Annotated in this window: 12 protein-coding genes; 1 reads left to right on the forward strand and 11 read right to left on the reverse strand. The window is 39.7% G+C overall.

Features of this window, described 5'->3' with window-relative positions:
- Positions 1–16 precede the first annotated feature (16 nt).
- The 9 genes from F0251_RS21805 to F0251_RS21845 form a co-directional block, all read right to left on the reverse strand.
- Positions 17–424 carry a hypothetical protein gene (locus tag F0251_RS21805; protein ID WP_253821650.1) on the reverse strand — a complete coding sequence of 136 codons (408 nt, stop codon included), beginning with the start codon at positions 422–424 and terminating at the stop codon, positions 17–19.
- A complete protein-coding gene (locus F0251_RS21810; protein WP_171731800.1) occupies positions 405–1,301 on the reverse strand; it encodes a ParB/RepB/Spo0J family partition protein in 897 nt (298 codons plus the stop codon). The genes F0251_RS21805 and F0251_RS21810 overlap by 20 nt, the downstream gene beginning before the upstream one ends.
- On the reverse strand, positions 1,298–2,071 hold the full coding sequence (locus tag F0251_RS21815) for a ParA family protein (protein WP_171731801.1): 774 nt from the start codon (positions 2,069–2,071) through the stop codon (positions 1,298–1,300). The genes F0251_RS21810 and F0251_RS21815 overlap by 4 nt, the downstream gene beginning before the upstream one ends.
- A 939-nt stretch (positions 2,072–3,010) precedes the next feature.
- Positions 3,011–3,196: a hypothetical protein gene (locus F0251_RS21820; RefSeq protein ID WP_171731802.1), complete on the reverse strand. Its 186-nt coding sequence runs from the start codon at positions 3,194–3,196 to the stop codon at positions 3,011–3,013.
- Complete coding sequence (locus F0251_RS21825) at positions 3,193–3,417, reverse strand: hypothetical protein (RefSeq protein ID WP_171731803.1); 225 nt, start codon at positions 3,415–3,417, stop codon at positions 3,193–3,195. The genes F0251_RS21820 and F0251_RS21825 overlap by 4 nt, the downstream gene beginning before the upstream one ends.
- Positions 3,418–3,444: 27 nt before the next feature.
- Entirely contained in the window at positions 3,445–3,693 is a 249-nt protein-coding gene (locus F0251_RS21830) for a hypothetical protein (RefSeq protein WP_171731804.1), read from the reverse strand.
- An 11-nt stretch (positions 3,694–3,704) separates the two neighbouring features.
- Complete coding sequence (locus F0251_RS21835) at positions 3,705–4,010, reverse strand: hypothetical protein (RefSeq protein ID WP_171731805.1); 306 nt, start codon at positions 4,008–4,010, stop codon at positions 3,705–3,707.
- Positions 4,011–4,283: 273 nt separating this feature from the next.
- Positions 4,284–4,922 carry a hypothetical protein gene (locus tag F0251_RS21840; RefSeq protein ID WP_171731806.1) on the reverse strand — a complete coding sequence of 213 codons (639 nt, stop codon included), beginning with the start codon at positions 4,920–4,922 and terminating at the stop codon, positions 4,284–4,286.
- Positions 4,923–4,925: 3 nt separating this feature from the next.
- Positions 4,926–5,237, reverse strand: coding sequence for a hypothetical protein (locus F0251_RS21845; protein ID WP_253821651.1), 312 nt, complete (start codon positions 5,235–5,237; stop codon positions 4,926–4,928).
- Between the two features lie 320 nt (positions 5,238–5,557).
- On the opposite strand from F0251_RS21845, the gene F0251_RS21850 reads away from it, so the two are divergent.
- Positions 5,558–6,373, forward strand: coding sequence for an RNA polymerase sigma factor RpoD/SigA (locus tag F0251_RS21850; protein WP_171731807.1), 816 nt, complete (start codon positions 5,558–5,560; stop codon positions 6,371–6,373).
- 208 nt (positions 6,374–6,581) lie between these two features.
- On the opposite strand, the gene F0251_RS21855 is transcribed toward F0251_RS21850, so the two are convergent.
- On the reverse strand, positions 6,582–6,776 hold the full coding sequence (locus F0251_RS21855; RefSeq protein ID WP_171731808.1) for a hypothetical protein: 195 nt from the start codon (positions 6,774–6,776) through the stop codon (positions 6,582–6,584).
- Between the two features lie 16 nt (positions 6,777–6,792).
- Complete coding sequence (locus F0251_RS21860) at positions 6,793–7,671, reverse strand: hypothetical protein (protein ID WP_171731809.1); 879 nt, start codon at positions 7,669–7,671, stop codon at positions 6,793–6,795.
- Positions 7,672–7,882 lie beyond the last annotated feature (211 nt).

The following is a 7,882-nucleotide window of genomic DNA, read 5'->3' on the forward strand; positions in this document are numbered from 1 at the left end:
ACACTTGCGCTCTTGACTACATTTCTTTGTTAGCTTCTAGAGCAATATCAAACCAAGGGCCGATAAGGTACTCCCACTCCTGGGTGATACGGTGGCCGTTAAGCAGTAAATAACGCGCTGCAATAGCTTTGCTTAATTCATCATTGGGTTGCCAATCGTTATCAATTAGGTAGTCAAAAGCTGCACGACACGCCCACTGTGGTGCTTTTTTAGCTTTAACCCAATGTTTTAGAGATTCACCTGGTGGGGCGCTCCGAAAAGTGATGTATTTTCTTTCAATAGCAATGTTCGTTAAACACTCTGCTGCCTGAGTGCTTGAACCATCGAACTGATAAGAAAACCACTTAATCAAATTGGCTCGTTTGGGGTTAACCACGCGAGCCAATGTTGTTTTAGCTGTCATATCAACCAGTGTAATAGCCAATCAGCTCAATATCAGACGCAGATACACTCTGCGCCTCTGGAGCATCATCTAGCAGCACCATGAGCTCACCATCTACGGCATTTCCAGTGATATCGATGACACCGTATGCACCATCAACTTTTACGCGAATCGCTTTAGCTTTAGCTTTGCGATCTTTTTTGGCGGGTGTTAGATTATTTTGCTCTTTCTCTGAAGCATCGTTTGACTTCTTGCTCTTAAGTTCCTTGGTCAGCTCTTGCGCTTGTTTACGCGAAACAGCATCACCGCTAGACAGTAAGCTCTCTGTGGCATCAGGGTTTAGTTCATGGGCTATGCGAAGCGAATTGATGGTATCGACATCACCAATAGTTCCCTCGCTATAAGCGTTTTTCACCACTTCTGGCGCTTCAATTGCCTTTAAGTATGCGCTGACTTTAGGTGTAGAAATACCTAATTTCTTGGCCACACCCTTATTATCAAGGTCGTTCTCTTTTTTACCTTTTTCGATGGCCATGCCGATTTCAAAAGGAGTCAAATCTTCACGAATGATATTTTCAGCAAGCTGGCCCCAGATGGTACCAGGCGCTCGAACGAGACAATCTAAATGCGTGATCTTGTCACTCATCTTAGCTCCTCTCCAACGGCGCTCGCCCTTTTGAATACAGTAACCACGAGAATCACGCTCACTGACAACAATAGGTTGGATTTGCCCTTCTTGCTCCAAGCTAAAAGCCATTTCTTCAATACTTTCAGCGTTAAAGTTCTTTCTTACCTGTTCGGTACTGTAAATATCTGTTTTGGGAATGCGAACAATCTGTTCACCAGGAAGTATCGCGACTGCTGATTCATCTAACAAGTCAACGCCTTCTAATGCCTCTGCTCTATTTCGTAAGCTCATGCTTTCATCTCCAAACGAGTTTGAAATTCATCGACAAATGCATTAAACCCAAAGTCTTCAGCATGTTTCGGAGAGAACTCGACCAATGCTTGACCAGTTTCAATGGCTTCAGAAACACGAACGGTTTTATATAGTTTGTTTTCAAAAACCAATGATGGATAGTGTTTTCGTAAGTCTTGTTCTTTCTCAGCTTGGTTCTTAGGCGCTGGTCGCTCGGCAAGATTGATAACGATACCGATAATTTCAAGGTCTGGATTCAAGCGCTTTTTAATTTGGGCTTGTGTCGTCATTACCTTATCGACACCTTTAATGGATTGTCCTTGAGCCTGAGAGACAATCAAACCTTTGTTAGATACAGCTAACGCTGTATGTTGCAATGCGCCAACACTAGGCGGGCAGTCAATAAATATGTAGTCGTAGCTGTCTTTAATAGCATCTAAGCTGTCAGCGAAATCAAACATATTGTCTTGGGTTACGCTAGCTAACTTTTTCGAACTACCCATAACATGAATATTCTCGTTCACGGCATACGGTTTCGCTTCCACAACGCCGCTAAACATGTACATAACATTGCTCGGGTGCTCGCCACTTTCAAAACCTTCCATTGAGGCAAGCTCAGGGGCTAATGCTTCGCCTAAGTTATTTTGTGGGTCGAAATCCAAGAACAGACAACGCTTGCCTTGCAAGGAAAGCGTTTTGCCAAGGTTGACACATACTGACGTTTTACCCACGCCGCCTTTTTGATTAACTATACAAATGATAGTGCTCATTGTTGATACTCCTTTGAGAATGGCGTTAACGCCTGATTACCTTACCTATATTACGCCTTAACCATAAAAAGTCAATAGGGAAATACATTAATTTTGCATGCAAAATTGTTATTAATATTGAAAGCTCCCGTAATTGATACGTGTTAACTTTTTCTTCTTAACTACTTGCGTAGTGATGCTTAGTCGAACATGAGAATAAAAATGAGATAATGAATATGAAGAGAAGTGGGCTTAGCATCTTATCAGGGCAACATCGAACCAGGAGGAAAGAATTTGCGCACTAATGAAAATAGACTGTTTAATAATATTGAAGGTGTCCAAAGAATCGAATACGCATGTGGATGTGGTAAAGGTTATTACCGATTTAGAAAAGACATCGAGCGAATAGAAAAGCACGGTCAACTCCCGCACACATGTACGGCATGTCAAAAACTAGTATATTTTGTCATGCCGTACCCAGCGCTGAGTTACAAAGGGAGGGTTTTTGTAGATTTCGACACCATCCGTGGTGAAGTATAAAAAATTTTGCATGCAAAATTTTCGAGAGTAGGGTTAAGCGAAATTAGCTGTAGAGACGATCCTCCCTAAGTTATTGTTTCGATCTTATCTTTGCCAGTGTTATTTTTGATAAATATCTACCGATCATCACGGTAATAAAAAGAGCAAGCATTCCTACTATAGCTCCATATTTATAAAAAATGTCGACAAGCCCTATCCAAACAATTGCAATGGTTCCGAGTAAAGCTATAAATTTTAGTATTGGCATTTTTCCCCTTAAACGATGAAAATACCGAGAATTGAGGTAGTAAAGCCCACAACCCCAAGTACCCCAATATGTTTCCTTTCCTGCATATCTTTACTGGCATATTTACAAGCTGCACAGCTAACAGCACATAAACTGAATAGTACCCAAAATGAAACTGGCATCGTCTTTTCCCTCTAGTATTTGATTTCCAGTTCAGCCCCGTTTTCACAAGGTACTGCTAATCGATCCATTAGCGATGCTGAGCGCTGAAAATCAGGATGTTCTGTCCCTTCGTCTGTATCATTCTCGACGTGCCACCTTTGGCGCATCAAAGCGCGATTGATTAGTTCTAGATCTTCATTTGTTAATTTAATCTTCATTTACTCTCCCCCAAATTAATTTTTCTAACAATGAGAACGGATACCGTAGGGTGATGTTCCACTGATTTGATAACACCGCCACAGCTACCATATTCATTATCCCAATAAATTGTATCGCCTTTACTTACTGGATTAACAAAATACGCATTCGTACCTTCTGATCTAGCATCACCTTCATTCTCTTGAATGAGTTCTATGAAGTATTTAAATTTTCCAGACATTTTTTCCCCATTGTTCGTTCCCTTGCTTTACAAATAGCTATTCATTGAGCGCATCAGCACTTCAAATGTTTCCGGTTCAATTTTTTCAGCATTAGCTATTCTAACAATCTCGCTAACACAATAACCTGTACAACCAAGATGCGCCCAACGACCTTTTACATCATCGGTAGTGACCAATCTTGCAGTTTGTTCACTAGCACTTTTCATTAAAATAGCTTTTCGCAACCTTATTGCGCTTGATAGATCTCCATCCAAGACTATGAAAGGTACTGCCATATTTTTCCCCATTAAAGAGTTTTAGGAATGTTATTAGCATCCATGAACGCACTAACCTTACTCACCAGTTGTTTTGCACTTGGCTCTGTTTCTAACATGGTCAGTAGTTCATTCACGTTTGAAATACATTCGTAATCAACGGATACGACTTGCTTACCTGTACTAGCAATATGAGTGTCACAAGCCGTCTGTAATTGAAGTTCAACTAGTGAATCAACCATCGACAAACCAAACTCTTTAGCCGCTGTTTCTGTCACTGTTGCGTTTGAACTCGATGCGGCTAACGTCAAACCCATTGTTATAATAAACTTTTTCATAACGCTCTATTTTCCCCGCTAATCCAAAATTAGTATGTTGTCGATCGGGTTGAGCTTAATTAAAACCCAATCATAAAAGTGACAGAGCAGAAATAGGACAAAGCTGATTACAGCCCATGCAATGGAGATTTTTGTTGGTATGTCACCTACCCAAAGACTAAGTAGTGCTGCGAACAATAAAAAACCAGCTAAAAGTCTACCTACTTTTATCACTAGCCCTCGTAGCCACAATAAGGGGTAAAACACGATTCCTTTCAGAACATTAATCATTGCTCAACTCTCTAGTTCTAGTCCTAATAAATCGATCATCTCAACCCACTGGTGAGAATCTAGTTCATCACCCATAGCATCCATATGATCTTTATCTTCTTCGGGAACGGTCATGACCAAATAGAACTCATCGTCCATTTCGCCTACAACATCTTCGACATAAATACGCTGCCCAGTTTCAGACACATAGACCGTATCAGGCATAGGCCGTTTTTCTATCAACGCATTAGAGTTTTCCCTGTTTACCTGTGGTTGAAGAACCTCATTTTCCGCAAAAAAGTAAGTCATAAAGCCTGACTCGTCTTCGGTGTATCCAACTACTTTTTCACTTTCTAATAAGGCGAACTGTGTAGCCAATGCGGTCCTATCTCTCTGTGGCATTAAGTCAAGGTATTCATCTTCTGATAAAACCGTATGCATAGTTTGTGGCCCTTCTGTTCCCACAACGTATACCTGCCCTCTTTCCAGTGATTTGAATATATCCAAATATTTCTGCTCACTTTGAATGTACTCAATCAATAGCGGCTTAACACCATCAATGACGTTTTGTGCTGGAGCTGGAGAGTAGGGCTTAGATTTAGCCGCTTTCACTTTTTTTCTTGCCTGACGGCGCTTATTCTTCTTTGCTTGCCTAACTGACATTTTCTACCTCTTTTCGTTAACTGGAATTACTTGGTGAGCAATTCCATTTTCATTAAAGAAATCCAAAAGTTTTTGAAAGTGTTTTCTGTTCGAATAGACCTTTGCACTATCGAAAGATGTGGTAAGTGAACAGTTTGTTCCGCATCGTTTAATAGAGGTAACGTAAGATCTATCTAACCCTTTATCACTATTGCGAATTTTGAGCCTTTCTGTGATTTCGATAACCCACGCCATTTCTTTTCCCTCTACTTTTGGTTTTTGTATTTGGCAAATAACATTGTTGTAAGCGCCGCGCAAATCAACAAACCAAGCCAAAACCAACCATTCGTTAAAAAGCTATTATTTATACGAAGCAGCATCATTTTCCCCATCTTCTTGAATCTTTCGATTGGTAAAATATGTTAGTGCTGCTGCGTGAAACTCACAATTTTTGATAGTAGTCATCATTTCAAAGCCATAGCCCGTTTACAGACTTATCATTGAGCGACTGTTTTTTCATTTCATGAAGAGCATCACAAAATCAAATATGAATCTGCACACATATGAGTTAAATTTAGCATTTCATGCTCAATTGTTGGTGTAAGCTATTAATGATAAAGGGATACAGAGTCAAACTTAATGGAGAAGAGCTCTCAATGGAAAGGTATATATCAGATATAGCCGATCACGATTTATTGACTGCAGCAGAAGAAGTTCTTCTTTTTGAAAAATATAAAGCGGGATGTCTTGTGTCTAGAGATAGACTCATAACTTGTAACCTCAAGCTTGTTGTAAAAACGGCTCGTTCCTATTCGCAGAGACTCTGTGTTTCACTTAACCTTCTGGATTTAATTAGTGAAGGGAACATTGGCTTGATGAAAGCTATCGACAAATTCGATCATACTGCTGGGAATCGACTTTCAACTTACGCAATATGGTGGATCAGAGAGTCCATTGAATCGTCATTGTTGAATGTAAGTCGAACGGTTCGTATACCAGTTTATAGGTTGAAACTCGCTTATAAAATATCTCGTATTATGTACAACAAACATGAGAAACGATTCATTAATCCATGCATGATTCAGAGCATCGCAAGTGAGTTAGACGTTTCTGTCTCAGATATCCGTGAAGCTATGTTCCTCATTGACATGGGGTTCGACAGAACAGTTCATACCGAACCACCATTTCATTCGGTTTCTGAAATGCATTCTGAATCTATAACTTGCCCTCTTGATTCTTTGTGCAAAACTGAATTTGAAAGTGACATAAAAAACCTTATTACTCAGTTACCAAGTCGCGAGCGTATCGCTGTATCAACTCGTTATTCAGTTTTATCTGACTTCGACCTTATGGTTCAATTCAAAGATGTCGGGGATGAGCTAGGAGTTTCGATTGAACGAGCACGTCAACTCAACAAACAAGGTATAGAGATATTGAGGTTAAGATTAAAGGAGCATGGGTGGGGGATCTGAACCAATAGTTTTGGCATTGCGTTAAGTGATTCGGTAATACCGACTGTTGGTGTTACCGAATATCCATCGAACTGCGCCTTTCCGTTATCGATACACGCCTGTAATCGCTGTCGAGCTTTTTCTGACCTAAAACCACCCCAGCAGCAGAACCCCAAAAAACCGATAGCAAAAAAAGCAAAATCTACTGCTTCCATCTTTTCCCTGCTAGTTAGTGCTTGGTTATATCTGATAGATCTTTAAGCGACTCAATTTCGTCTTTATCATCAATTACAACTTCAAGAACAATTTCTTTTCTAACGCTCTTTTGGATTGAGTGTCCTTGAAACTGTTGCGGTGTGAAAGTTAAGTCATCTTCTATAACAACTGCTTGATACTTCGCATCAATTGGAATTTTCTTGGTCATATTCTATATTTTTCCCTTAAGAATCGTTAGAAGCTTTACTTGGAAGGTGATCATCGACATGAGCTTCTAGTACTACCTTCGCTTCATTCGCCTTCTGATCAACTTTAGCCTGTGCTTTAGCATTCAAATGCTTCAACAAGTGACTAACCAAAGGTACGTTGTCTAACTTATTAATTGCATCGGCTAACTTAGAACTTTTATCGATAGCATCAATAATCGGATGATCAGAGTTGTTATAGTCAGATATAAGCTTTCCTGGGTTTTCACTGTTAACTTGAAGCAAATTGAATAATAGTCGCGTCCTCAGCTCTCCACTGGAATCGTCTTCACCTATTTTGGATATCTGAGTAGATAGCCCTTCGAATGTCTTACTCGAAACTTCCTTGTGAGTATATTCTTCAATAAGGCGCTTGCTAAGTTTGTAACTTTTGTTTGAAGAGTAAGCCACCCATAAGATTGGAGCATATACGGGCAACATTAGCGAAAAGATAGTCGGCGTATCCTTTATAACGGTGACGAACTCTTGCCCTTGAAATAACACACGAAAAACACTGTATAACAGTGGTATCGATGAACAAATAATTAAGCCAACTATTGCTACGAAGAAAGACTTTTCATGCTTTTCTAATTGTGTTTTCTCTACCTTGATCTTTTCTACATAAGCCCCTGACAGCCCAGCAGTTAACGCGGAAGGTAATAATGCATTTATCTTGCTAACAATACCCTGATACTGTTCATTGGCAGCATTAATTGCATCACCAGTTTTTTCATTAAAAAAGTCTTCTAGCTCTTGCAATTTAATTGACTGAGTATCAATAGTCTTTGACAAATCATTCGACAAAATTGAAAGATCGTCTCTAATCTTCTGATAACTAGTTTCTAATTGCTCTTTCAAACCTTCAACTTGTTGAATTTCTCCTTCATCATCTTCATAACTATGACCAAAAATACCTTCATAAAGCTGACGGATCTCTTTCCTTTCATTAGTTGCATTGTTTAGAAGTGATCCGCACCAGAAGTTTTGGACACTGAGTTAAGTGAGTACAATCACTAACGAGGTGAACAATGACAACTAAGAAAACACGAATTAAACATGCTCCTGAATT

This window comes from Vibrio sp. 070316B (assembly GCF_013114115.1).
Taxonomy (GTDB): Bacteria; Pseudomonadota; Gammaproteobacteria; order Enterobacterales; family Vibrionaceae; genus Vibrio; species Vibrio chagasii_B.